The sequence below is a fragment of the Mariprofundus ferrinatatus genome, assembly GCF_002795825.1.
Taxonomy (GTDB): domain Bacteria; phylum Pseudomonadota; class Zetaproteobacteria; order Mariprofundales; family Mariprofundaceae; genus Mariprofundus; species Mariprofundus ferrinatatus.
Genome location: NZ_CP018800.1, coordinates 2,104,262 through 2,126,574, shown reverse-complemented (window position 1 = coordinate 2,126,574; position 22,313 = coordinate 2,104,262). Strand labels below are relative to the sequence as shown.

The 22,313-nt window shown below is 53.1% G+C and carries 29 protein-coding genes; 1 reads left to right on the top strand and 28 read right to left on the bottom strand.

Annotation, left to right across the window (positions count from 1 at the left end; genetic code table 11):
* Window positions 1-54: 54 nt before the first annotated feature.
* The 26 genes from Ga0123462_RS10465 to fliQ all read right to left on the bottom strand — a co-directional run bounded on the left by Ga0123462_RS10465 (window position 55) and on the right by fliQ (window position 19,137).
* Complete coding sequence (locus Ga0123462_RS10465) at window positions 55-1,161, bottom strand: transglycosylase SLT domain-containing protein (RefSeq protein ID WP_232726447.1); 1,107 nt, start codon at window positions 1,159-1,161, stop codon at window positions 55-57.
* A gap of 102 nt (window positions 1,162-1,263) precedes the next feature.
* A complete protein-coding gene (gene csrA, locus Ga0123462_RS10460; RefSeq protein WP_100266246.1) occupies window positions 1,264-1,491 on the bottom strand; it encodes a carbon storage regulator CsrA in 228 nt (75 codons plus the stop codon).
* Window positions 1,492-1,533: 42 nt separating this feature from the next.
* Complete coding sequence (gene fliW, locus Ga0123462_RS10455) at window positions 1,534-1,989, bottom strand: flagellar assembly protein FliW (RefSeq protein ID WP_100266245.1); 456 nt, start codon at window positions 1,987-1,989, stop codon at window positions 1,534-1,536.
* Complete coding sequence (locus tag Ga0123462_RS10450) at window positions 1,979-2,206, bottom strand: carbon storage regulator (protein ID WP_100266244.1); 228 nt, start codon at window positions 2,204-2,206, stop codon at window positions 1,979-1,981. Before Ga0123462_RS10450 ends, fliW begins: the two co-directional genes overlap by 11 nt.
* The gene (gene flgL, locus Ga0123462_RS10445; protein WP_100266243.1) at window positions 2,203-3,084 is read right to left on the bottom strand and encodes a flagellar hook-associated protein FlgL; all 882 of its coding nucleotides are present in this window, start codon (window positions 3,082-3,084) and stop codon (window positions 2,203-2,205) included. Before flgL ends, Ga0123462_RS10450 begins: the two co-directional genes overlap by 4 nt.
* Window positions 3,081-4,802, bottom strand: a complete 1,722-nt coding sequence (gene flgK / locus Ga0123462_RS10440) for a flagellar hook-associated protein FlgK (RefSeq protein WP_100266242.1) — start codon at window positions 4,800-4,802, stop codon at window positions 3,081-3,083. Before flgK ends, flgL begins: the two co-directional genes overlap by 4 nt.
* Window positions 4,799-5,248 carry a flagellar export chaperone FlgN gene (gene flgN / locus Ga0123462_RS10435; protein WP_100266241.1) on the bottom strand — a complete coding sequence of 150 codons (450 nt, stop codon included), beginning with the start codon at window positions 5,246-5,248 and terminating at the stop codon, window positions 4,799-4,801. Before flgN ends, flgK begins: the two co-directional genes overlap by 4 nt.
* Window positions 5,242-5,532 (bottom strand): flagellar biosynthesis anti-sigma factor FlgM, encoded by a 291-nt coding sequence (gene flgM / locus Ga0123462_RS10430; RefSeq protein WP_100266240.1) that lies wholly within the window; start codon window positions 5,530-5,532, stop codon window positions 5,242-5,244. The genes flgN and flgM overlap by 7 nt, the downstream gene beginning before the upstream one ends.
* 6 nt (window positions 5,533-5,538) lie before the next feature.
* On the bottom strand, window positions 5,539-5,940 hold the full coding sequence (locus tag Ga0123462_RS10425) for a rod-binding protein (protein ID WP_100266239.1): 402 nt from the start codon (window positions 5,938-5,940) through the stop codon (window positions 5,539-5,541).
* Complete coding sequence (locus Ga0123462_RS10420) at window positions 5,937-7,022, bottom strand: flagellar basal body P-ring protein FlgI (protein ID WP_100266594.1); 1,086 nt, start codon at window positions 7,020-7,022, stop codon at window positions 5,937-5,939. Before Ga0123462_RS10420 ends, Ga0123462_RS10425 begins: the two co-directional genes overlap by 4 nt.
* A gap of 81 nt (window positions 7,023-7,103) precedes the next feature.
* Window positions 7,104-7,811, bottom strand: coding sequence for a flagellar basal body L-ring protein FlgH (locus tag Ga0123462_RS10415; protein ID WP_198507340.1), 708 nt, complete (start codon window positions 7,809-7,811; stop codon window positions 7,104-7,106).
* Window positions 7,808-8,497, bottom strand: coding sequence for a flagellar basal body P-ring formation chaperone FlgA (gene flgA / locus Ga0123462_RS10410; RefSeq protein ID WP_100266238.1), 690 nt, complete (start codon window positions 8,495-8,497; stop codon window positions 7,808-7,810). Before flgA ends, Ga0123462_RS10415 begins: the two co-directional genes overlap by 4 nt.
* A 2-nt stretch (window positions 8,498-8,499) precedes the next feature.
* Window positions 8,500-9,288, bottom strand: coding sequence for a flagellar basal-body rod protein FlgG (flgG, locus tag Ga0123462_RS10405; protein WP_100266237.1), 789 nt, complete (start codon window positions 9,286-9,288; stop codon window positions 8,500-8,502).
* Between the two features lie 13 nt (window positions 9,289-9,301).
* The gene (locus Ga0123462_RS10400) at window positions 9,302-10,039 is read right to left on the bottom strand and encodes a flagellar hook-basal body protein (protein ID WP_100266236.1); all 738 of its coding nucleotides are present in this window, start codon (window positions 10,037-10,039) and stop codon (window positions 9,302-9,304) included.
* A gap of 140 nt (window positions 10,040-10,179) precedes the next feature.
* Complete coding sequence (locus Ga0123462_RS10395) at window positions 10,180-10,458, bottom strand: EscU/YscU/HrcU family type III secretion system export apparatus switch protein (RefSeq protein ID WP_100266235.1); 279 nt, start codon at window positions 10,456-10,458, stop codon at window positions 10,180-10,182.
* The gene (locus Ga0123462_RS10390) at window positions 10,455-11,183 is read right to left on the bottom strand and encodes a hypothetical protein (protein WP_100266234.1); all 729 of its coding nucleotides are present in this window, start codon (window positions 11,181-11,183) and stop codon (window positions 10,455-10,457) included. Before Ga0123462_RS10390 ends, Ga0123462_RS10395 begins: the two co-directional genes overlap by 4 nt.
* A gap of 3 nt (window positions 11,184-11,186) precedes the next feature.
* Window positions 11,187-11,606: a hypothetical protein gene (locus tag Ga0123462_RS10385; protein WP_100266233.1), complete on the bottom strand. Its 420-nt coding sequence runs from the start codon at window positions 11,604-11,606 to the stop codon at window positions 11,187-11,189.
* The gene (locus tag Ga0123462_RS10380) at window positions 11,599-11,787 is read right to left on the bottom strand and encodes a hypothetical protein (protein WP_100266232.1); all 189 of its coding nucleotides are present in this window, start codon (window positions 11,785-11,787) and stop codon (window positions 11,599-11,601) included. The genes Ga0123462_RS10385 and Ga0123462_RS10380 overlap by 8 nt, the downstream gene beginning before the upstream one ends.
* Window positions 11,780-12,532 (bottom strand): FliA/WhiG family RNA polymerase sigma factor, encoded by a 753-nt coding sequence (locus Ga0123462_RS10375; RefSeq protein WP_100266231.1) that lies wholly within the window; start codon window positions 12,530-12,532, stop codon window positions 11,780-11,782. The genes Ga0123462_RS10380 and Ga0123462_RS10375 overlap by 8 nt, the downstream gene beginning before the upstream one ends.
* A gap of 5 nt (window positions 12,533-12,537) precedes the next feature.
* The gene (locus Ga0123462_RS10370) at window positions 12,538-12,750 is read right to left on the bottom strand and encodes a hypothetical protein (RefSeq protein ID WP_100266230.1); all 213 of its coding nucleotides are present in this window, start codon (window positions 12,748-12,750) and stop codon (window positions 12,538-12,540) included.
* Window positions 12,747-13,619, bottom strand: coding sequence for a MinD/ParA family protein (locus Ga0123462_RS10365; protein WP_157821335.1), 873 nt, complete (start codon window positions 13,617-13,619; stop codon window positions 12,747-12,749). The genes Ga0123462_RS10370 and Ga0123462_RS10365 overlap by 4 nt, the downstream gene beginning before the upstream one ends.
* Window positions 13,616-14,671 carry a flagellar biosynthesis protein FlhF gene (locus Ga0123462_RS10360; RefSeq protein WP_100266228.1) on the bottom strand — a complete coding sequence of 352 codons (1,056 nt, stop codon included), beginning with the start codon at window positions 14,669-14,671 and terminating at the stop codon, window positions 13,616-13,618. Before Ga0123462_RS10360 ends, Ga0123462_RS10365 begins: the two co-directional genes overlap by 4 nt.
* Entirely contained in the window at window positions 14,661-16,748 is a 2,088-nt protein-coding gene (flhA, locus tag Ga0123462_RS10355; RefSeq protein ID WP_100266227.1) for a flagellar biosynthesis protein FlhA, read from the bottom strand. The genes Ga0123462_RS10360 and flhA overlap by 11 nt, the downstream gene beginning before the upstream one ends.
* A gap of 122 nt (window positions 16,749-16,870) precedes the next feature.
* Entirely contained in the window at window positions 16,871-17,959 is a 1,089-nt protein-coding gene (flhB, locus tag Ga0123462_RS10350) for a flagellar biosynthesis protein FlhB (RefSeq protein WP_100266226.1), read from the bottom strand.
* A gap of 28 nt (window positions 17,960-17,987) precedes the next feature.
* A complete protein-coding gene (fliR, locus tag Ga0123462_RS10345) occupies window positions 17,988-18,770 on the bottom strand; it encodes a flagellar biosynthetic protein FliR (RefSeq protein WP_100266225.1) in 783 nt (260 codons plus the stop codon).
* Between the two features lies 1 nt (window position 18,771).
* Window positions 18,772-19,137 carry a flagellar biosynthesis protein FliQ gene (gene fliQ, locus Ga0123462_RS10340; RefSeq protein WP_335645277.1) on the bottom strand — a complete coding sequence of 122 codons (366 nt, stop codon included), beginning with the start codon at window positions 19,135-19,137 and terminating at the stop codon, window positions 18,772-18,774.
* An 86-nt stretch (window positions 19,138-19,223) separates the two neighbouring features.
* On the opposite strand from fliQ, the gene Ga0123462_RS10335 reads away from it, so the two are divergent.
* On the top strand, window positions 19,224-20,618 hold the full coding sequence (locus tag Ga0123462_RS10335) for a sigma-54-dependent transcriptional regulator (protein ID WP_100266224.1): 1,395 nt from the start codon (window positions 19,224-19,226) through the stop codon (window positions 20,616-20,618).
* Window positions 20,619-20,675: 57 nt separating this feature from the next.
* On the opposite strand, the gene Ga0123462_RS10330 is transcribed toward Ga0123462_RS10335, so the two are convergent.
* Complete coding sequence (locus Ga0123462_RS10330; protein ID WP_100266223.1) at window positions 20,676-21,434, bottom strand: OmpA/MotB family protein; 759 nt, start codon at window positions 21,432-21,434, stop codon at window positions 20,676-20,678.
* Window positions 21,434-22,282, bottom strand: a complete 849-nt coding sequence (locus tag Ga0123462_RS10325) for a motility protein A (protein ID WP_100266222.1) — start codon at window positions 22,280-22,282, stop codon at window positions 21,434-21,436. Before Ga0123462_RS10325 ends, Ga0123462_RS10330 begins: the two co-directional genes overlap by 1 nt.
* Window positions 22,283-22,313: the final 31 nt, after the last annotated feature.

Sequence of the window (22,313 nt, the reverse complement as noted above, 5' to 3'; positions counted from 1 at the left end):
CACCAAGCGTAGTGCCAATTCGCAGTTAGTAGATCCGCTTTCATCCCCTTAGAATCAGGTGCTGGTTTTTATCCGAAGTGCGTCGCGAGCATAAGTCTGTGTCGCCTGCCCAATGGTTGGTGCTATTTTGTCAGGGGATATTGCCTCTTGCCCCGCCTGTTGCAAAATCTGCTCCGCAGGAGTCATTTCACCTGTAGTCACGGCATATTCCACCTCTGCCGGAATCAAGGCCAGTACCTTTGCAATGTAGTTTGATGTCTCTGCAGGTAGCCTGCCGGGTTGGCGTTCAAGGTTCCCCATTCCCCAGTTATAAGCGGCAAGAGCAAGGCGCAGGTCACCATCGTAACGGTCAACAAGCCCCTTCAGGTAGCGACTGGCACCCATGATGTTCTGCTCTGGATCATAAGGGTTTGTGACGCCGAGTTCCGCTGCCGTAGCTGGCATCAACTGCATCAGCCCCTGAGCTCCTGCGTGTGACACGGCATTTTTATCAAAATTACTTTCGGTATGGATAACAGCAGCAATCAGATCTGGGTTCAGGTTATAGTGTTGGGCCGCCTGATGAATAATGCCATCCACACCACTTCGCTTCGCTTTGTATTGAACCGCATCCATCCCAAATGGTTGTTCTGGCCTGATTTGGATAGTAGCTGACATCTCGGCCAACAGGGTACTGGTGGATGGCCGGACAGCTGTGGAAGTTGCGATTTCCAGAGATGCGGCGGCGGAAACCTTTGCCACAAACCTTTCAACCTCCAGCGGTGGTGGATTCGGATTCCTATCCACATTTCCCATGCCCCATGTATAAGCCCTGAGGGCTCGACCCATATCACCATCGTACCGGTCAACGAGGCTTTTCAGATAGCGGCTGGCACCCATAACATTCTGTTCCGGATCAAATGCATCCTTGATGCCGAGCTCGGCCGCTGTTTCTGGCATCAGCTGCATTAAACCCTGTGCTCCTGCCGGAGATACAGCTTTGGGATCACAATTACTCTGCGCCTGAATCACAGCCCTTATCAATCCCGGATCAAGATCATTGAATTGCGCTGCCTTGTGAATGATTCGCTTCAGGTTCGCTTCGTCGGTTTCGTGGTTGTTGACATGGGTTCTCAGTGATTGACGAAATGCATCTGCCTGGCCATTTGCAACCGGGCGCATACGGTTGTTTGTACGCAGATGCGCTTCTTGAGCAATCGGTTGGGCTATAGTTGGCGGACTCATCATTTATTACTAAGCATTGACCATGCCAAACTTGATGGGCTAGATCGGTTCTGAACCCTGTTTAGATGAAGAAGGCGTCTCGATTGCGGGTAAGTCATCCGGCATCTCAGTTTTTTCGTGATTAATTATCTCTTCACGTTTAACGGAGATACTTCTGGGAGCATTGATGCCAATGCGTACTTGGCCGTTCTTATTGGAGAGGACTTGTATGCGAATATCATTGCCGATCATGATAGTTTCACCAGCCATGCGAGAGAGGATGAGCATAAATAAATTATCGCCCCTGAGTTAATAGTATTGCCGACTGCATCAAGCCGCTTTCTTGTCATCAGCCTTAGGTGGCTGTGGCATCCATTGGTGGCGAAGCTCAAGATTTGTATTCGCCTGAATGCACTGCATACCAAATCCTGTATTCTGGTTCAGAGCAACAGGAGCTTTCAGGTTGGCCAGTACCCAGTCCTTGTCAGCAAATGGGTTTAACACCAGCAGCCAGAGAATATTATGTTTGTCGGAATATTTCAGCGCAGCCTTTTGATCCGGTGACAGAGAAGGTGTCGGGCCAAGGCGATCCTCATCCCATGGCGTCATCAGAAAAGAGGCCTCCGTCTGCTCCGTAGACTGGAAGCAGACAATGTCTCCACGGCCCGAATTAAGAACAACATACTTTTTGGCTTCTGGAAAACCAACCATGCCGTTAGGGAAGCAGAGTGTTTTTGCGTCATCAATTTCGATTTCCGCTTTCCAGCCTTTTAATTCACTCTTCATTTGATATCTCCTTGAGCCAATCCAAGATGTTGCCGTTGATGGCTGCGAAGTTTTCAGCCTGAATCTTCTCGTAAATTTCCAGGCGGTGAATACTGATTTCATCTGGTGCTTCTATGCCCAGATGAACACGACCATTTTTTTCGGTTTCAGTTACAACAATTCGGATATCATCGCCTATATGAATTGCCTGCCCAAGTGTCCTGCGCAGGACTATCATCTCAGGAAGTTTACCAGGCTCAGTTTATTAAAGTTGGAAACTTCAGCATAGGCCGCCTGCAGGGATACCTCTGACTGTTTCAGGTTTGTGGCCACCTCTGCAATATCCACGCTTTCATGCTGGTTAAGCTTAATCTGCATCTGTGTTTTCATGCTAAGAAGCGTCTCTTCGCGCAAATTAATGGAGTTCAGTTTACCGCCAACCTCCGCGTTGAGGCCAACCATTGCAGCGGTGGCGCTGGATAGCAGGTCGATAGAGGCCTGAATGCCAGGCACATTGTTGCCAGTAAGGGCGTCTTTAAGTGCCTTGATGGATGAGAACACCTGAGTGAATGCAGTGTGATCTGCCCGCACATTGCTGACGATACTCTCTGACGGCGTAATGGCTACACTCCTATCCTGAGTATTGCCCTGATAGACGGCATTTCCAAGACCATCTATCTGAATGGGTTGTACGTCCGTAGCTGTGCCGGCAAACAATGCCTTGCCTTCAAAGGCAGTGTTTGCCAGAGAGATCAGCTGGTTTTCCAGTGCCGCGACCTCCACAGCAGCTGTCTGGCGCTCGCTGGCAGTAAGCCCTGAGTTCGCTTGCTGAACGGCAAGAACTTGGGCTCTCTGCATGATTGGAGTGAATTGCGCTAGGGCATTTTCACTAACGCCCAGCCGCAGCTTTGCCACACCGATAGCGCTAAGGCTTGAATCGATACCGCTTTGAACATGGCGAATGTCCAGTGATGTCTTATAGGCAACACCATCCTGGCTCGGGCGGGAAAAACGTCTGCCTGAGCTAATCTGCTCAGTGCCCTCTCGCTGTGTCTGCATCTGGTTGCGGATGCCAGCCATGAGTGTGTCATAGATCGTTTGTGATGTAATTCTCATCGCAGTATTCCCATCAGTGTAGTAAGCATCTGGTTGGCAGTCTGGATCACCTTGGCCGAAGCCTCATAACTACGTTGAAAAATCATCATATTGATCATCTCCTCATCCAGATTCACGCCGGAAACTGCCTCGCGCTGGGCGGAAAGAGAGGTCGCCTGAGCTTCGCGGAAAACGCTATCCTGAGTGGCCGTGGCAATGTCCAGGCCGAACTGACCCGCCAGATTGCCGGCGCGTTGCGTCAGGCTTAAAGGGGTGTCGCCATCCACGTTCAGGGCCTGGTCGCGAAGGGCCAGCATTCCCATGGCAGCACTATTATCCGTGATTGCTACAGCGGAAGTTGCAGGGTCTGCAGTAGCGGTAGCGATTCGTCCTGGATCACGCAAAATGGCAGCATCAACAGTGATGTCGGCAGCGCCTCCACCCTGGAAGAAGGTGTTAATTTCATAGGCGGCCAGGAAGTTGCTGCTGTCATTTGAAAATACAATGCGGTTGGCCCCGCCATCAATGACCAGGGCACCGGCTGCGTTGACAGAGGCTGTGACGCCTGCAACGGCTGATATGTCGGCGGCAATCTGATTCAGGCTGGTAGTGCCGGCAGTAATGTTGATGGCGGTACCACCAGGGTTGGTTGGCGGGTTGCCATCGAGAACATGTATAGTGAACGACCCGTCCACAATGTTGGCTGCAAATGGAACCTCCGGAGCAGCATTTACAGCTCCGGCAGAGTTGGAAGTGGCCAAGCCGGATGTGTAGCTGGTTACGGCAGTTGTGCCTGTGCCGCTCGCATGCAGCTGATTGACGGAGAATATAATGTTCCGTGCTATGCCATCGAGTGCATCGATATAGTTGGAAATTTGAGTGTCCCTGATGGTGACGAGACCGCCAATTTTCCCCCCGCTTTCAATACCTGTTGCTGGCAGTCCGGTGTCAGCAAACTGCACCTCGTTAAAGGATGAGCCGGGAATCGGTCCTGTTTTCAGCTGGCGCACCAGCCCATCCTGGACAAGAAGATCACCGCCTGGTGTCTGTAACATCAGTCCGCCGTTTTTGGTGGCGACCTTCTGGACGGGAATAATTGCCGCCAGCTCCATGACCGCAAGATCCCGCTGATCCCTCAGATCGTTCGCGGCACCTGAAACCTGTCCACCCACTTCATTGCGGATAATTTGTGTGTTCAGTTGAGCAATTTTATCAAGCAGTGCATTGGCTGTGTCAACCTGAACGGCTACTTCCTGATCGGCACTCAGCTGCCTTGAGACCAGCTGCTGCTGCATGCTGGAAGCCAGGTTGGTAAAGTCGGTGGCTTTGGCGACCATATCAGTGCGGGTGATCGGGTCGTCAGGTGAGTTGGTAAGCAGCTGTTGGGCCGTAAAGAATGCGTCGAGAGAGGAGGTTAAGCCCGGGGCTCCAAGATTACCGAATGTAGCTTCAACACTGGTCAATCCATCCCTTATCGTATTGGCATAGGCTGACTGAGTGCTGTTAGAAATCTGGGCATTGGCCACCAGAGGATCCATGGATCGGGAAATGCTCGCCAGTTCAACGCCGTTTCCGAAGTTATGCAGTCCAATACGGTCGGGCTGGGAGGTTGTAAGGTTGGCCGACTGGCGCGAATAACCTGCCGTATTGACGTTCGCAATATTCTGCGAAACCGTATCCATGGCCTGCTGTTGCGTTGTCAGGCTTTTGGATGCGATCTGAAGAGTCCGGACGATCACAGCGTACCATCCTGGCTGTACGTAGTCTTTGCTTTCTGCAGGCCAAGGCCCTGCAGGGTGCTGGAAATAGCCTGAACTGCGGCCTTGAGGCGAATGGCGTTAAGCTCATTCTCCCTGCTGATATTTATGATTCGTACATTCAGTTCCTGACGCTGTTTGTGAAGGTCGGTGGCATCCTCTGCCAGACAGGTATCAATAAGCTGGCTGAGGTCACTCTCCTGCGGCATATCGTGCTGCTGGAACAGCTGCTGGCACTGAGATTTGCAGTCATTAAGCTCCTGCCAGAGTGCTCTCCTGTTTTCGGTCAGCTGATGAATTGCTTCGCCATTGAGTTGATCAATGGCGATCTTTTCCAGTGGAATGATCTCCTCGATTGCAGCGATACAGGCGTCCATCTCCTTGAGAATAGCTTGCAGCCTTTCTGATGTCTGGAGGTGCATTACCATGGCTTTTCTCCCAGGGCGTTGGTTACAATCTGCACGGCAATTTCTTTCTCATTCACCTGATAGCTGCCACTTTCCAGAGCATCACGAATCTCCTCGATGCGTTCCATGCGAACGTCGGAGATGTCGGATAACATCACTTTCGCTTTTTCCCGCAATGCGGATGCATCGCCGACATGAATCTGTCCACCCTTTGAGGTTGAACTGCCTTTGGATGCACGTTTTTTATTTGCTGAACCTGTGGAGGCCGGGGCTTTCACCCCTGTCGGTTTATCAATCCGCACCATATCCGCTTACTCCTCTGGCCTGGCAGGCATGTTACCTGTATCTCTATCGGCAGATGTTGGGTTTGCATTAGTCTGGTTGCTGCTCATCTGCCGATAGATGTTTTCAGCAATCCCCATGCTGCCACTTTTACTGCTGGTCTCTGTAATGGCCTGATCAAACATGGAAGTGTAGATGTCATTGGCGAAGCCGGCTGATAAGACGCCATCCTGCGGTACCGTCTTGCGCATGGCTGACATCATCTGCTGCATCAGCATGGCTTCAAATTTCAGGCTGACCTCCCAAAGCGCGGGGTCTTTTTCGTGACCTGCCGGTTGACCAGCTTTCTTGGCACTGCCGACCTGCGGATGCTCCTGCAGGGCATTCTGAGCCATGGCCAGTCTGGCGGAGGAGAGCGTCATGTCACTCATATCACCCTCAACTCTGCATGCAGTGCCCCTGCCGCTTTGATCGCCTGCAGTACAGCGATAAGATCGCTAGGGGTGGCACCGACGGCGTTCAAGGCGGCAACCAGTGTGCTTAGCGAGACCTGTCGTGGCAGCACGACAAGCTGGGCCTCCTCTTCATCGACCTGAACATCCGTGCGGTCAACTGTCTGGGTCTCTCCACCTGCAAATGCATTGGGTTGTGAAACCTGCGGGGATTCGGTTACAGAGACGCTGATCGTGCCGTGGGCTACAGCTACGGTGTCGATGCGAACCTCCTGACCCATGACGATGGTTCCGGTTCGCTCATCCATTACCACGATAGCGTGGTGGTCGGTGGTCAGTTCAATCTGTTCCAGCCGGGCAATCAGTTCAATGGCATCAGCCTCGGGATTCCATACTTCGATGGTGCCTGCATCGATGGTTCTGGCCATGTCGGTGCCAAAATTGCTGTTGATGGCATCACGCATACGTTTGATGGTGCTGAAATCGGGATTGTTCAGCTGCAGTGTAATCTTCTCCTGACCGGAGTGCATGGTGGTTGGAGCAGCCCTTTCGATATTAGCTCCGTTTGGAATGCGTCCAACTGTCGGGTGTCCCACTGTTTTTGATGAAGCATTGCCACCAGCTGTAAAGCCTCCCACGGAGAGTGCACCCTGGGCAACGGCGTAAACCTGATTGTTTCCGGCCAGCAGCGGCGTTAAAAGTAGTGTGCCGCCGCGCAGGCTTTTTGAATCGCCCATGCTTGAAACTGTTACATCCAGTTTCTGCCCGGGTCTTGCAAACGGAGGCAGGGTTGCCGTGATCATCACGGCGGCAATGTTTTTCGGCTTCATCGTGGCGATTTTTGAGCGGACGTTGATGCCAAACCGTTCCAGCATCGCGTTGATACTACTGATGGTGTATGGGGATGAATTGGATGAGTCGCCTGTGCCATTCAGGCCAACGACAAGACCGTAGCCGATCAGTTCATTGCTGCGCACTCCCTGTACTGTAGCCAGGTCTTTAATGCGCTCTGCGTATGCAGTAGAGGATGCTAAGAAGCCAACCAGCAGCGCTGTAATCATGAACAGTGCAGTGGTCAGTTTGCCGCCGGCTTCTGCGATTGTCGCTTGGTCGTTATGGTCCCGATGCATACTCATACTCCTTTAGAACGGCCATACTTCATTAAGTGTGCGCGCGAGCCATCCCTGATGTGCCACTTCAGCAAGTTCGCCGCCACTGCCATAGCTGACCATGGCCTGGGCCACCTTGGCGGAGGCGATGGTGTTGTCTGAACTGATGTCGCTGGGGCGAATAATCCCTGTAAAGACAAGGGCCTGAGGCTGGTGGTTGATGGAGACCTGCCTGCGGCCGGTAATCTCCAGATTGCCATTCGGATAGACCTTGGTGACCACGGCGGTGACGCTTGCGGTAAGTGTATCCGAGTTGTTTGTTGAACCGCTGCCATCGAAACTTGATGCATCACTGATGTCCATACCGATTTTCGGATCCAGAGGGGTTAATGCCCTGTTTTTGGCAATGACGGCATTGATGCCATCGAGAACACCGAATGCAGCATTGAGATCGGTTTTCCGGCTCGATTTCTTACTCTTCTTGGTGCCGAGGTTGCGGGTGGCGGATGCCTGCTCGAGCACGAGTACGGTGACGAGGTCGCCGACACTGTGCGCCTTGGCATCGGTAAACAGCAGCGGGCTGCTTCCTGTCCATAGGGATCCGGTTTTTGACGGGTCGGGCAGGGGAGCCTGCAGCGCAGCTTCGACTTTATCTTTATTGACATCGGTGGTCACAGACCTTGCCGAAGGCATGCAGCCGGAAAGGAGCGCGAGCAATCCTATTATCCATATCAGTTTCATAGTGTTTCTCCGGTAATAACTTGGACTGTGGAGGCGCTGACGACCACGCCCTGAACAACCTGTTTGCTTTTAAGGTTTCGTATCGATACGCGGTCTCCCATTCCGGCAGATCGCAGGGCCTTACCGACTGCGGTCACTTTGAGATCACCGTAGCTGGCAATCATGGTGACCTGATCGCCTCGGCTGATCAGCTTGGGGCGGCGCACATAAGATGCGTAGATGGCATCGCCAGCCTTCAGCGGGCGGGTCAGCATTGTGCCGGTCAGGCCCTCATATTTATTCCACCATGAACCGGAGTGACCGGCAATATTGGTGCGGGCGATATCGAGCATCTCTGCTGATAGTCTGGTGCGTACAGGCAGATCTTTTTTGGCGATAACTGTTTTCGTCCACCAGTTCAGGCGTACCGGCACATACCAGCGTTTCAGGGATTGTCCGTGCCCCTGTTCTGCGATCAGGGAGATGCGGTCGGGATGGTTTTTGTGCTCCGGCATGCGCCAGCGCAGCTCTCCTGTCGCATCAGGCCAGTGCAAAACTTCAACCAGTTCTGCTCTGGCTCCTTTCAGAAACACCCCCTGGGCAAAATAGTTCCTGATGGAGTCCTGCATGGCACTGTCCGGTCCGGCACCTGCAACCGCAGGAAGCATAAACAGGAGAAAAAGGGCGGACAGAGCGTTACGCAGCATGGTTATGCCCGGATGTTGTTGGCTGTATGCAGCATTTCATCAGAGGCCTTGATGGCCTTTGAATTCATTTCGTAGGCGCGCTGTCCTGCGATCAGGTTTACCATCTCCTCTACGATGTTGACGTTGGACATCTCCAGCATGTTCTGGCCGATGCTGCCAATGCCGTTGCTGCCCGGTGTGCCGAGGATCGCCTCTCCGGAGGAGTTACTGGGCCTGTAGAGGGAGCTTCCAAGCAGCTCAAGGCCTGCAGGATTGCTGAAATCAGCCAGCTGAATCTGTCCCAGCACTGAGCTGACGCCACCCGGCTGAAGCACTGAAACGGTTCCATCCGCACCCACGCTGATGGATACGGCATCGGCCGGGATGTTGATGGCTGGCTGTAGAATATTGCCGTCGGATGTAACAATCTGACCCTGGCTGTCGAGGCTGAAAGCGCCTGCCCGTGTATACGCAAGCTCGCCGTCTGGCATCTGAATCTGGAAGAACCCCCGTCCTTCAATGGCAAAATCCAGGGGGTTGCCGGTGGGTTTCAGGCTCCCTTCCAGGAAGATGTTTTCCACACCCGCCGCTTTAACACCGAGTCCCACCTGAATACCAGTGGGAACCTGTGTGCCAGCTGAGCTGGCATCGGCGCCAGGGGACTTGATCTGCTGGTACATCAGGTCCTGGAAATTTGCCCGCCCACGCTTGAATCCGGTCGTGTTGACGTTCGCAAGATTGTTGGCAATCACATCTACGTTAAGGTTTTGTGCCGACATGCCTGTGGCGGCAGTCCATAAAGCGCGCATCATATATTTTCTCCTGTTAACCCTGGACCATTCCAACCCGGTCATTGAGCTGGCTTGTCTGTTGATTGTATTGTTCGATTATTTTCATTGTTGCTTCAAAACTGCGTGTGGTGGCAACCATTTCTGTCATGGCAAGAATAGAGTTGACGTTCGACCCTTCCACGGAGCCCTGACGGACAGTCACGCCCTCTTCAGCTGGCGCGGTGTTCTCTACGGGGGTTGTCATCAGTGTGTTGCCATGCCTGTCCAGCAGTGATGCATCCATAATGGTTACCATGCCGAATCGGGTTACCGGATTATTATCCACAGAGAGGGTGCCATCCTGGCTGGCAGTAACCTTCCCTGCCGGCAAAACAATTTCAGCACCACCCTGATCCAGTACCGGCTGTCCGCTCTGGGTAAGCAGGCCGCCATTGGCACCCAGCTTAAAGTTTCCGGCTCTGGTATAGGCAGCCTCTCCGTTATCGAGGCGAACCTTGAAGAAGGCGTTTCCCTGAATGGCAAAGTCGAGGTCATTGCCGGTCGCTCTGATATTGCCCTCTTTCATGTCAACAAATGAGTTGTTATAACTGGAATATGAGGTTGGGGATGCAACTGTTTGGCCGTTAATCTGATCTGCCAGCGTTGAGGAAAATGACGAACGGCTGGCCATGAAACCAATCGTGTTCACATTGGCCAGATTATGGTTGATGTCATTAAGCTTCTGCTGAGTCATCTGACTGGCGACACCGGACAAATAAAAACCTGATTGCATCTTATCTCCTTTCAATTGCGAACTCTTGTTCCTTACGCATCTCTCATGCCAAAGTCGTATTGCCCGGAAATGGCCTGTTTACATGGGGTTTGCGATCGCCACTTGAGTATGAGGTCGTGCAAACGGCATTTTTTTCCGCTTTACTTGGAAATCTTTTCCTTCAATGCCCGGTCAGTCTGGTAAAGAAAGGCAAGAATTTCCGCGACCAATTGATAGGCGGTTTCCGGTATTTCATATCCAACTGGAACCTGGGCGAGAATCTGGGCCAGGTTATCGTCCTGATGAATATGTATGCCCTCCTTGCTGGCGATGGCCATAATCTGCCTGGCAATATGGCCATATCCGGCGGCCAGAACCTTGGGTGCATCGCCAAGCTCGGAGTCGTAACCCAGGGCAATAGCCACTTCCCGTTCACTCATCCCTGAACTCCACCTGCAAGCGCTGTCATGCTTTCCGGCATGCCGTAGAGCACCTCGCCATCCAGCTTTGTATGCTTCTCCTGCTCCCCTTGCAGCCATATGTTGAAATGGGCCCGCAGGTAGGAGAGCAGCTGGGGATTGGTGGAAAAGAGCTTCAATGACCAGTCACACGCTTCACCACCATGGAGATTGAATGCCACAGGGCCAATCTGCTCAAGGTCAACACGTCCAAGCAGGGAGAACTGATCGCCTTCAATCGTACTGCTCAGCAGCACATCACGGTGCTTATGTTCGCGATCCTGAATGGTCAGATGCTGGCCATGCGCTGAAACCTCTGCATTAAATGGCAGCGATCCGGTATCCAGTTTTCCCCAGCTCTGCTCGGAGGTCTGTTTTGATAGCTGGGGTTCAGACGAGCTGGCTGCTGACTTCTGCAGCATTCTAGTGAGCACTGTTTCAGCCTGGGCGTTGTTCAGCAGGCGCAGTTGTGCCGGCATGTCACGGTTGATCAGCTGAAGCCAGATATCCCCCATCGGAGTGGATGGTGGAACTTTCGCGGTCAGTCGGTAGCCGCCGACTACAAGCTGGGCTACACCCGCAGTCTCCGTTGGACTCAGCTTTGCAGCCATCAGGCTGCCATTTGTCCAGGGAAGTCGCTGGTTTGCCTGCTTGGTGGCACCTGTCTCCGGCAAGCTGAGTAGCTGTGGAATGATAATGGAATACATCCGTTAACTACCCCTTGTCGAATGCATCTTAAGCATCAGGCGAACCTGATCTATCGGAATGTTCAGCGAGCCCGCAATATCTTCATCTGACTTTCCTTCACGCTGCAGGAGAAGTGTGCGCACGAGGAGGGTATCACCTGACTGGTTGGCAGTTGGGGTCGGGATGCTCCTCGGCTGCCTGTTTGATCGAACCTCTTTTTCAGAACGCTTCTCTTTTTCAAATTCCCGGATGTGAGCCATTGCCTGCTGTAACTGCGAGGATGCATGATCCAGCTGTTGAATGCTTTCGACCAGAAGGCTCTCGGTTTTTTTTAGTCGATTCAGGTTTCGCCACCAGGCCAGCCATAAGCCTGCGACAGCTGTGATGAGCAGCAGATCCAGAAGCATGCCATAGTGGAGCGCATCAGAGGCGAACTCAGCCATAGCAGTCCAGGCCCCCCTCTTTCTTACTGTCATCCATCGGCTTCTGCTGCTCTTCCAGCTCCCGCCTGACCGCAGGGGAGTCGGGATGGTTATCCTGCTCTTTTTTTCTGGGGTCTCGCTGGATAACCCTCGGGACAGCCGGGACGGGGGCTACCGGAGCGATTCTGGTCGAATCACCCATTGGGAAGGTCCAGCCCGAGCTTGCTCCTGAGTCGCAAAACCATCTGGCTGTGCAGCTGGGAGACGCGGGATTCCGTGATATCCAGAACCAGCGCGACCTCTTTCATGTTCAGCTCTTCATAATAATAGAGGGAAATAAGCACCTTCTCCCTCACAGGGAGATCCATAATGGCCCCGGCCAGCCTTTGCGTGAAATCTGAGATTTCCAACAGCGAGTCGGGCATCTGTTCCGGATCGCCGGAAATGGTATCGATAATACTCGATGCATCATCATCATTTCGGATTTGAGGCAGGTCATCGAAATAGATCACGGAGAGGCTGCGCACATCCATAAGGCGGTTGCGGTACTCTTCGAGGCTGATGCCAAGATGGTCGGCAACATCGGCCTCCTCGACCGGGCGATCGTATTGCTGCTCCAGAATGGACATTGCCTGCTGCAGCTCCTTCGATGAATCACGCAGGGATCTCGGCATCCAGTCGAAGGCTCGCAGGTAATCGATCATGGAGCCCCGGATGCGGTAGGAGATAAAGGTTTTGAACTGTGCATTTTTTGCAGGGTTGAAGCGGCCGGCCCCATCGAGAAGGCCGAGTACGCCGGCATCAATCAGATCATCCATCTCAATGGAGTCCGGGACGCGCCGGATCAGCTGGTTGGCATGATAGCGAATCAGCGGCAGATGTGCCTCAAGCAGCTGCTCGGGAGTCTGGGATTGAGGGGATGCCTGTTTGTCATACGGTGTTGTCATGGCGGTTAATTCTCTGTTTCGACTGAATCGCGCTCTTCGTTTTTTGGCAGCAGATGATCCAGCCAGGCAATGATGGCCCCCATCCATGCTCCGCAGATACTCAGGGTGAGAAGCCGGTAGGCGGCATCAGCAAATGGCAAGTTGTAAACGAGCGTAATCACTGTTCCGAGAAGAAAACCTGCAATGCCACCGTAGGCGCTGATATAACGCGCTTTCATGATGAAATGCTCTCATCTGCACGCATGGCATTGGCATGCAGCCCTTCAGCCAGCGTGCTCTGCCAGGAGAACTGCAGGCCGCTGCCTCCGGAGCTGGGCCTGGGGCGGGAGAGTGCGGAATCGGCAAGTTTATTAAGATTGTTGATATCCTTCTGGCTGCCGCAGGCGTACAGCAGCTTTTGCGACTGGATAGCCGTTCTGACCGAACTGCACTCAGGCATATTGCCGACATAGTCGAGGATGACATCCAGATAGCGGTCCGAAACGGCCAGGAGGCGGCGGAATACAACCTGGGCGGCAACTTCATCGGCCTGATTTACAGCAACCATAAAGCGGGTTGTGTTGTGTCGCGTTGAAAGCACTTTGATCAGTGCATAGGCATCGGTCAGTGATGTGGGATCCGGTGTCAGTACGATCAGGACGGATTCGGAGCTGGAGGCATAGAACATGACGTTCTCACCTATGCCCGCACCCGTATCAACCAGAACCAGATCATAGTTGCGGGTCAGGTTATCCAGTTCGCTGAGGAGGATATGCTGATGCGAAGAGGAGAGGTGCGCCAGTTCATGCAGACCGCTGCCTCCAGGCAGTACATCCAGTCGCTCTGCCCCTTTTACCAGAATATCATGAATCTCTGCCTGACCCTCAATGACTTGCAGGATGGAGCCTTTGGCAGTCAGGCCCAGCATAATATCTACATTGGCCATGCCCAGATCCGCATCAATCAACAGTACCCGTTTGCCCTGTTGGGCAGCCCGTGCAGCCAGATGGACAGAGATAAATGTTTTGCCAACACCCCCCTTGCCACTGGAGACAGCAATAACTTGCGGTGAGCGCTGGGTAATTAGCCCGTCAGGGGAATTGTTCATGATGACTCCTTGGTTTTTGTCTGACTGTCCAGCAGTGCTGTAATCGCCTTGGCTGAAAGCCATCCCATCTGTTCCGGAATCTCCGGGCCGAAGCTGCAGTAAGAGATGGCAATGCCTGAAGCCGCCCAGTTAATCAGTTTCCCGGGATAGGAGGTTTCATCCAGCTTGCTGAATGCCAATTCATTGATACCCATCTTCTGCGCCTTGAGAAGCGTTTCCATTCCATCTGCCTCGTCCATGTTGGCTGGAAGTACAACAAACTTCCGGCTGCATGGAATCTGGTTCCATAAGTCAAACTGCTTGCGCAGTTTGACTGGCTGGTTCCTTGAGTAGCTCTCGGTATCTACTAGCACTAACTGTGCCGATTTTACCTGGCGCAGAGCAGGCTCAATATCCGATGCCCTTGCGACAGGGACTAGAGGTACGCCGAGGCTGGTGGCGAACGTTTGCAGGTCATTAAGGCCGCCGATGCGTTCGGTATCGGTGCTAAGGAACGCCACACTTGCACCGTTGATCATAAAGTGCGCGGCAAGTTTGGCGGCCAGCGTGGTTTTGCCGCAGCCGCTTGGGCCGCTGAGCAGCACGACTTCACGTTTCTCTGTCGGGTTAATGGCGCTTCCCCATGTCAGCAGCTCTTCCGCCACGGGCGCATTGTTAACGAAGTCCTCTGCGATGTCAGAGGCGAAATTCGGGGCTACGCCTAATTTTATCAGGGTATCAAAGCCATGTTTGCTGCGTTGATCCGGGAGTGAGGCCCGCAGCCCTTCAAACTCCTGCCTGCCGAGGCCGTCTACAATACGCTCCAGCTGACTCATGGCAGTTAATAGTTTTTTATGGGCATTCTCAGAATCCACAGACCTGTTCTCTGCAGAGGCCTTGGAGACCTGCATGCTGTCTCCGACATCGCGCGCCGCATGGACATGCCAGACCGGTTCCCCGTTCTCATCGACACTTTTATGGCGATCCATGATAATCGCATCAGGACCATATCCCTGACGCACTTTAGCCAGAGCTTCATGCAGTTTGGGGGCTGAGAATATCTTAATTTGCATCTTGTAATCCGATGCTTCCTAAGGTCTGAACCTTGATATAGGAAGGTATTTCGGCAATGGAAAGTATTGCGATACGCGCCATGGCCTTGCTAAGGGAGGCAGAGAGCGGCGCCCTTAATTCCGGTGTGGTGAGGATGATTGTTGTGCTCATATCATGCCCTGATACGGCATCATTCAGGCGCATCAGGAAACTCTGCCAGCGGTTGATGTTCAGCGGCAGTGTCCATTCACTGTACTGTTCCAGTCTCTCCATCATCTCCTGCTCGATATCGGACTTGATCGTGAACACACCCAGTTCGCCTGCCTGGTTCAGGTGCTGTTGCACAATGTTGCGTCCCAGACGAATTCGCACCCTGGCCGTCAATTCAGTGACACTAAGATTCTGGCCGCTGTTGTCGGCAAGTGTTTCAATGATCATGAGCAGGTCGCGGATGGGCACCCACTCTGCAAGCAGCTGATGCAATACATTCTGCAGCAACCCTATGGACACCTGTGATGGAATGATCTCATCTACGACCTTGCCATGCTGTTCGGAGAGTGTGTCCACCATTTTACGTACCTGCGCCCGGTCAAGTATTTCGTGTGAGTATTTGCGCAGTATTTCGGTCACATGCGTCGCGATGACTGTCGCCGGTTCCACTACGGTGTAACCGGACAGCTCTGCCTGCTGCCGTTTCTCATTTGATATCCACAGGGCAGGAAGGCCGAATGCAGGTTCCTGCGTAGGCTCACCCTCGATGCTTGGGCCGGTTGCCTGGCTCTCCAGCGCCAGCAGGCTGCGTGGTTTCATCTCTCCACGACCAACCTCAGCACCACGGATCAGAACTTTATACTCACCGACGCCGAGCTGAAGGTTATCCTTGATATGAACGAAGGGCAGGATAAAGCCAATTTCCTGTGCAATCTGCTTGCGCACGCTTTTCAGCCGGTCAAGCAGGTTCCCCTCATGGCTTGATTCCACCAGGTCAATCAGTCCATAGCCCACTTCCAGCCTGATGGGATCTACAATCAGCAGGTCGGTCAGTGGCGCCTCCTGCGGCTCCCCTTCAACTGCTTGTGAGGGAGTGAGCGATTCGGCTTCAAGGGCACGGCTTTCAGCTTCTGCGTTAAGGTACCACCAGGCCATGCCGGCCCCTGCAGAGAGGATGGCGAACGGAATGAAGGGGAGGCCGGGCATGAATCCGAGCAGCAGCATGGCACCGGAGCCAACTAGGAAGAGGCGCGGGCTCTGGGTGAACTGGAAGCTGAGCTCATCCGGCAGCGATTTGTCGCCTCCGGCCCTGGTAATAATAATACCGGCCGCAGTTGAGATGACGAGTGCGGGGATCTGAGAAACAAGACCGTCACCAACCGTCAAAATACTGTAAATCGACATCGCTTCCGACAGAGGCATTCCCTGCTGCATGGTGCCGATGACGAGTCCGCCCAGAATGTTGATGGCCGTAATAATCAGGCCGGCAACCGCATCTCCGCGGACAAATTTTGAAGCACCATCCATGGAGCCGTAAAATTCCGCTTCACGGGAGACCGCATCGCGGCGTGCTCTGGCCTGGTTATCATCAATCAGGCCGGCATTGAGATCGGCATCGATGGCCATCTGCTTGCCGGGCATGGCATCGAGCGTGAAGCGTGCGGATACTTCAGCAATACGGGTGGAGCCTTTGGTGATGACGATAAAGTTGATCAGCACCAGAATGAGAAAGATGATCAGTCCGACAACGGTATTGCCTCCGACAACAAACTGCCCGAAGCCTTCGATGACATGCCCGGCTGCAGAAGGGCCATCCTGTCCGTTGAGCAGAATGAGTCGGGTGGTGGCCACGTTCAGCGCCAGCCGGAACAGTGTGGTCAGTAGCAGCAGCGATGGGAATACGGAAAAATCAAGCGGCTTGAGGACGTAGAGTGACGTCAGCAGGATCAGGACACCAATGGAGATATTGATGGCAAGAAACATGTCCATAAGAAACGTGGGCAGTGGCACGATCATGATTGCCAATACGCCGAGAACACCGATCGCAAGCAAAACATCCGAGCGTCCGGCCAGGCGTTTGAAAGCCATCGAGGCTATAGCCTGCATGTTACGCACCCCTCATGTTCTGCTGATATGCAGAGTCGCTGCTGAAATGTAATGAGAAGAACAGGCATGCAGTCTCCCGCCTGACAGCGGGCTGCAGTAGTGAGAAGCCTGATGTTTGCCCGTTAACCCTGAGCTCTGGCATTTTCTTCCGCCTTTATTCTGTAAATTTCTGCGATGATGACGGCGACCGCCTCATACAGATGTTCAGGAATTTCATCTCCTATCCTGACGCTCTTAAACAAGGATCGCGCCAAAGGTTTGTTTTCCCTGATGGGGATCTCATTCTCGCGGGCGATTTCCCTTATTTTTTCAGCCACTTTCCCTTTTCCTTTTGCCAGCACCTTTGGCGCACCGGTACTGCCAAGCGGGTAGGACAGAGCGATGGCGATATGGGTAGGGTTGGTGATAATGACATCTGCCTTGGGAACATCTGACATCATGCGGTTCCTGGACTGCTCCATCTGAATCTGCCTGATTTTGGCTTTAAGGTGGGGATCGCCTTCACTTTCCTTGTGTTCATCACGAATCTCTTTTTGTGCCATGCGCTGGGATTTGGCGTGTTCCCAGCGCTGGTAGATCACATCCATCAGGGCGATAAAGAAAAAAATAAATGCCACCAGGCCGATCAGCGTCAGGCTTCCTTCGACTGCAAGACTGGCAATTGAGGCGGTATCCTTTCTTACGGCGGAGATGGTTAGTGGAAGAAGATCGACCATGCAGACCCAGCACGCCAAACTAATGACGGTTAATTTCAACAAAGATTTGACGAACTCTGACAGTGCGCGGGTTGAGAAGAGTCGCTTGATCCCCTTCATCGGGCTTATCTTTTCCAGTTTCGGCTTCAGTGTTTCAAATGAAAACACCGGACCCGTAACCATCACCGTGGCCAGAATGCCGATCAGCATAATCGGGATAACAATGGGCAGGACAAAGGCTGCAATGTCTATGAATACCCTGAGAATAAGATCTTGCATGCCGCTCGGGGTGGTTTCAAGAATCAGGTTTCCTGAGAATGAGTCGCGCATCAGGGACATGATGCGCCCGATCACAAACTCACCCGCCCCGGTAATGCCGAGCGATGCCAGTATCAGGAAAGCAAATGCTGTTGATGGCTCTTTGCTGTTGGCAACCTGACCCTTTTTGCGCGCCTCTTCTTGGCGCTTCGGGGTGGCCTCTTCCGTCTTTTGACTCTGATCCTGATCGTCAGCCATTAGTTAAACCTGTCGTAAGCCATATCGCTTACACACCGGATAAGGCCCGCAGCAGCACCGGCAGGCTTTCTGAAATACCGGTAAAACTATCGTGCATCAGTGAGATAATGCTGGGAAGTGCAAGCGCAAATGCCAGAAAGCCGATCCCGACTGTGAGGGGGAAGCTGACAAAAAACACCTGAATCTGGGGTACTGCTCGGGAGAGCAGGCCCAGGGCGACATAGAGAAAGAACAGCAAAAGCAGCATTGGGGCGACAAGTCGCAGGGCAAGTACGAACATGCTGCTGGCCATCTCATTTAGCGCCAGGAAGCCGGAAACATCCAGTGGCTGACCGATGGGAAGGAGGTCGAATGAATCTGCCAGTGCGAACAGGAATGCGTTATGGGCACCTGCGGAAAGCCAGATCAGCATGGAGAGTACGATTGAGAATTGACCGACGATGGAGATCTGGGCACTGGTCGTAGGATCAAAAACATTGGCAATGGCCAGACCCATCTGATAACCCATGACCTGTCCTGCAAATTGAGCGGCTGCGAATATCAGCTGAGCTACCATGGCAAGCATGGCTGCAATCAGGATCTCCTGTATCGCGACGAGCATCAGGGCGAGCGGTGTTGCGGGCATCTGGGGCAGGGAATTGGCCACCGCAGGATAAAGCAGGATTGCAAGCAGTGCGCTCAATCCGATTTTTACCTGAGCAGGCACCAGCCGGTGCCCGAGTACGGGCATCAGAATCAACAAGCAGCTAACCCTTATCAGAACAAGCATGGCAGCGATGACATCTTCAATGTTGAGGGTGGGAAGCTCCATGTTAATTGGTGATGGTTGGGATAAGTGAAAAAATATGCTTGGTATAGTCCACCATGATCTCAATCAGCCAGGGGGCAGTTAGAGCGATGCAGAGGAAAACGGCAACAATCTTTGGCACGAAGGTCAGTGTCATCTCCTGAATTTGTGTGACTGCTTGAAACAGGGAGATGGCTACACCAACGATCAGGGCTACGGCCAATGTTGGCAGTGAAAGTTGAAGAACCATGTATAGGGCTTCAGTGCCCAGATTGATAACGCCGTCTATTCCCATGCTGCCAATGAGCAAATTACAGGCCATCTCTGACGTATGTGAGCCGGTATTTGTGCCTGCCAGATCTGGGCCGTTTGCCTGTTTGACAGCATTCATTCACATATATGCTTGCCTTTTGGGTTTTGGGCGTCATTATTTTGACTGGCAAATAAAGTGCCTCAGCCTGCAGAGGAGTCCTATCAATGGAGCAGTCCGCGTTTATATTACTGGTTGAAGATAATGAGGAGTTTCGGCTAATCCTCAGGGAGTACCTGGAGGCATCAGGATTTCATGTCACTGGCGCCTCAAATGCAACCCGGGCCCGTGAGGCGCTCGACCTCGGAAAATTTGATCTGTGTATTCTTGATGTGCGCCTTCCAGATGGTAATGGCATCGAGTTGATGCGTGAATTCCACAGCTCTGATCCGGAAATGGGCATCATTATCATGACCGGCTATGCCGAAGTGGATACGGCAATTGATGCGGTTCGCCTGGGGGCAAATGATTTCCTTAAAAAGCCGTTTGACCTTGATGAGCTGGGGGTGCGTGTTGGCGAGTTCCTGAAAACTCAGCAACTGCAAAAGGATAACCGTACACTGCGGGAGCAGGTTAGATCGGCAGAAAACCTTACCGGTTTCACAGGCCATTGCGCAGCTATGCGACACCTGCAGGAAACGGTGAAATTGCTGGCCAACTCCGACAGTACCATTCTGATCTCTGGCGAGTCCGGCAGTGGCAAGGAGGTGCTGGCCAAGGCACTGCACAGCAGCGGTTCGCGCTCAAAGAAGCCGCTGGTTTCGATCAATTGCGGCGCTATTCCAGAGGAGCTTTTGGAGTCTGAGCTGTTTGGTCATGTGAAGGGGGCTTTTACCGGCGCTATCAAGTCGCGCCCCGGCCGTTTTGAGCTGGCCAATGGGGGGGCAATCTTCCTTGACGAAATCGGAGATATGAGCCCCAAACTTCAGGTGAAACTGCTGCGTGTTTTGCAGGAGCGCTGCTTTGAACCCGTGGGCAGCCAGCAGAGCATCGAGGTGGATGTGCGTGTCATTGCAGCGACGCATCGGAACCTGGAGGAGGAGATTGAAGCCGGACGATTCAGGGAAGATCTCTACTACAGGCTAAACGTTATTCCATTGCATCTTCCCCCACTTCGGGAGCGGGGGGATGATATCCTGCTGCTGGCCAACCATTTCCTGGGATATTTCAATACCGAGAAGGGTTCTAATGTCACAGGTCTTTCCAGTGAAGCCAAGCAGGTGCTGCTCTCCTATGTGTGGCCGGGCAATGTGCGCGAGCTGCGCAATCTTATCGAGCGCGTCTGTACGCTTAAGCGGGAGGGGGTGGTCGAGATCGATGACTTGCCTTCACGCATGATCAGTGAACAGGCACGCCTGGTGCAGAATTTCCAGATCGATATCAACGAGGTGGACCATATTGACCTGAAAGCCACTGTGGATGAGTTTGAAAACCACCTTATTCAGTCGGCCCTTGAGCGATTTGACTGGAATAAGAACCGTGCTGCCAATTTTCTCTCAATGAACCGGACAACGCTGGTTGAGAAAATCAAAAAGAAGGGCATCGTCCAGTCCCAGGAGTGAACTGCTGAGGGCTTGTAGATTGATCGGTTCATCTGCTTGCCTGCAGGCTTCGATCAGTCAGCGTTTGTGGATCAACTCCGGTCCCATTTCAACGATAAACTCAACGCGGCGGTTCTTTGCCCTGCCCTCGGGGGTGGCATTGGTGGTGATAGGGCGCGTGTCGGCATAACCAGTCGCGTGTAATCTGCTGGCAGGAATGCCGATCTCTATAAGGGATTCAACTACGGAGGCGGCACGTGCCGATGAGAGTTCCCAGTTCGAGCGGTAGCGCCCTCCGGAGACCGGAATATTGTCACTATGGCCTGCGACTTCGACCCTGCCCGGATAGCCCTGTAACAGTCTTGCGAGATCCTTTAACGGGGTGCCTGCCGAGTCGTTGAGATTGGCCTCGCCTGCTCCAAAAAGCATGCTGGCGTGCATCTGCAGGCGAATCTGGCCGGGGGATACCTTGACGTCCATGACGCCGCCCAGTGAGTTGCTGCCGATGATACGGTTGAGCTCCTCCTCCAGCCCCTGCTTCTGGCCCTGTCGTTTGATGGTGGCATCCATGCTTACAGGCGTTTCCTGATTCTTGGCATTCATGCCGTTAGAGGTCTCCTGCACCTGAATGCCCGCTTTTGGTGCATTGAGTGTCCCCATTACAATGAATAGGCTCAACAGCAGGGTGACCAGATCCAGATAGGAGACCATCCATGTGTCTTGCGTTATCTCAGGTGAGTCATCGATTGGCTCCGGCTCATCCAGGGCGTGGGTTCGAAGCAGTGAAAGGCCTGCAGGGCTATCACCTGGCTGTTCCTTGTTCAGTATCTCTTGCATTAGAAGTTGTCATCCGGACTGGCGCGAAGCGAACGTTTTCCGGTTGATGCGCGAAGCTCATCTTCGGATGAGTGGCTGCTGCCGCGTAGTTCATCCTCATATTGGGCTGAAAATGATTTCAGTGTTTCCCGGATAAATATCGGGCCTCGGTCACTTGCGAGCATGATGGCACCCTCGACAATCATGCGCATGATCATGGTGCGTTTCTCTGTTCGCCGTTCAAGCTTGATTGCTACGGGTTTAAAAATCAGATTGGCCAACAGTACGCCGTAGAGTGTTGTCATCAGTGCCACAGCCATATTGTGTCCCATATTCAATGAGTCGGGACCATTCACGCCATAGAGCATGTTGACCATGCCTACGAGTGTGCCGAACATGCCAAAGGCGGGCGCATAGGCGGCCATGGTGTGAAACACCTGCGCCTCAGCCCGCTCCTTCTCTCTTAAACGTTTAATCCGCCATTGCAGCATGTTCACAATCTCATCGGCAGGCGTGTTATCAACCACCAGCTGGATGGAGGTACGCAAAAAAGGGTTTTCGATTTTTGCGAGGCGCTCTTCTATGCCGGCCAGATTTCCATGCCTGCGAAAGCGGGCGGCCTGGGCGATCTCGTAAATGTCATCACGGATAGAGTATTCGGTGCGATGGAAAACATTGGCCAGCGCTTTGCTGATTTTCCTCAGTTCGTGGGTTGGATAGCTGACCAGCGTGGCGGCCATGGTGCCGCCGATAACAATAATCAAACCAGTCAGATTGACGTATATTCCCGGTTCCACGGCTGAGAGGAATATGGAGAGCACGATCAGCCCGAATCCTGCCAGAATACCGGCAATGGTTGAGAAATCCATTTAAACCCCCTCCTTGTTTAGAACGGTTGCG